This is a genomic window from Myxacorys chilensis (assembly GCF_059505265.1).
Genome location: NZ_JCACKG010000047.1, coordinates 1 through 2031, shown reverse-complemented (window position 1 = coordinate 2031; position 2031 = coordinate 1). Strand labels below are relative to the sequence as shown.

3 protein-coding genes are annotated in these 2031 nt (G+C 64.7%); all 3 read right to left on the bottom strand.

Features of this window, described 5'->3' with window-relative positions:
- On the bottom strand, positions 1-524 hold a 524-nt coding region (locus AC5JLB_RS02355; RefSeq protein WP_495872254.1), incomplete at its 3' end, for a type IV secretory system conjugative DNA transfer family protein.
- On the bottom strand, positions 524-1069 hold the full coding sequence (locus AC5JLB_RS02350; RefSeq protein WP_495872253.1) for a hypothetical protein: 546 nt from the start codon (positions 1067-1069) through the stop codon (positions 524-526). The genes AC5JLB_RS02355 and AC5JLB_RS02350, both read right to left, overlap by 1 nt.
- 6 nt (positions 1070-1075) lie before the next feature.
- On the bottom strand, positions 1076-2031 hold a 956-nt coding region (locus AC5JLB_RS02345), incomplete at its 5' end, for a hypothetical protein (protein ID WP_495872252.1).

Below are 2031 nucleotides of genomic sequence, written 5' to 3'. Positions count from 1 at the left end.
TTGAGGATCACAGTCTTCTGCCCGAACCGCTCAGCCCGGTGCGGAGCCGTGACCGCCGCCAGCTCGCCCTTGGGGTCTGTCACGACGACCGACCCCTGATAGTGGAGCAGGTTCGGCAGGACGACGCTGATGCCCTTGCCCTGACGAGCGGGAGCGCAGGTCATCAGATGCGCCTTGCCGCTGTAAAAGAGCGGCTGACCTTCGAGCAGGCCGAGATAGAGGCCGCGCGGATCGAGGAGCCCCGCCGCCGCGCAGTCGTCGAGGCTGGCGAAGGCTGCTTCGCCGAATGTGCCGGAAGGCACTTCGGCGGCCTTGCGCGCCTCGCGCTGTCGCCACGCGCTGTAGTAGCCGGTCAGGCCACTGAGTAGGCTGAGCCCGCCCATGAATTTGAAGAAGCCAAGGAAGAGCTGATCGGCGGCATCAGGCCGCGCCCCGGTCAGATCGGGCCAGTAATGCGCGAGCGCGAGGAACGAGACGCCGAGCAGCAGCGCGCCAGTGCTTGAGTCTTTCTGGTGCCGTTGCATCACGAAACCCTCGGGAAAGGACAGGCCGCGCGGGCGGCGTCTACGTCGCTGACACTGAGTCCAAGCACGCCCCGGTCCGCCGGGCCGACATTCAGGGGCTCGATCCAGCCGTCACCGTGCAGGGTGGCGAGACCCACGCGGGGATCGAGGCCAGGCTGATCGATGACGACCCAGCAGAAGGAGCGGACCAGACCGGCTCTGGCAGCTACATCCTGATACAGGGTGCCGGTTACGAGGCTGAAGCCGTCCTTCAGTTGCTCGCCTTGCGAGAAGACGAGGCTTTGCGCGGCTATCGCCTCGACAAGCTGCTGTCTTTCGTCTTCCAGAACGCGGCGCTCGCTATCGAGCGCCGCCATCAGGTCCCGCACACAATCGCTGTCTTTGGCAGGGAGCCCGAGCACACACCGCAGTTCGGTTCCGATTGTCCTGATTGCAGGCACCTGCTCTGCGGCGAGGCTGAGGACCAGGGCGAAGATGAGGGACGTGAAGCCGACAATCATCGCAACGCCGATGCCGGTGCCGACTGCGCTCTTGATCACCTTCATCGGAGATCATCTCCTCTTATTCGGGGTGAAGCGTCGTGCCTTGATGGCCGCAGCCCAGAAGAGCAGGGTGGACAGCGGCGCGAAGAGGTCGATGGCAAGTGCAAGGGCCAGTTGCGGCAGGTGCAGTTGCCAGTGCTTCAGCACCAGCACTTGCGCCGGGGCGAGGGTGGCCCGGTCAGCAAGAGGAACCGGCAGCGTCTCAATCTCGGCGAGCAGGGCACTGATTGCCGCCCCCGACGACCGCTCTTCTGCGATGATGGCGTCCACCGCCTGAGCCTGTGCCTGCCCGAGTGCGCCGGTCGCATTGTCCAGCTCGGCAACCGATCCGGCCATTGAGGCTGAGCTGGCGCGAAGGCCCTTGGTCCGGTCGGCATTCTGAAGGTCCTGCAAGAGCTGGTCCATCGACCGGGCCAGTCCGAGGGCCTCCAGCTCGCGCTCGGCGATGCTTTTCGAGCGGTCGAAGATGACCTGATCGAGCTGGGTGCTGAGCGCCGAGATTTCGCTGATGCGCTGCTTGTTGGCGGTGATGGTCTCTTCCAGCGCCTCGACGACTTCGGTCTTTCCCGAACAGAAGCCGAGCAGATAGCCGGTGACGATGCCCTGGCCGGACGCTCCGGTAATCGCGCCCGTCTCCAGCTCCTGCTCATAACGGGTGCAGGCCGCGCGAGCCTGAGGCGCAATCGCGAACAGAGCATCTTCCATTGCTGCCGCTCTCTGAGCGAGCAGCCGGGCTTTCTCGGCGTAGCGATCAGCCATAAGCTGAAGTTCAAGACCCCGCGCCGAGTCCTGCGTGATGCCGATGAAGCTGGTGAAGGTGCTGGAGAGCGCGAGGAGCACCATCAGGACAGTGACGACGACCACGCCAATCCCGCGCGCCTGATAAGTTGCATAGCGAGGGATCAGGCGCATCGCGTAGTGCCAGAGCGCATACTGCGCGCCCATCGCCGAGGCCGTGACCAGAA

Excerpts from the sequence above, each read along its gene's own strand:
- AC5JLB_RS02350 (WP_495872253.1), bottom strand. The coding sequence starts at position 1,069 with ATGAAGGTGATCAAGAGCGCAGTCGGCACCGGCATCGGCGTTGCGATG.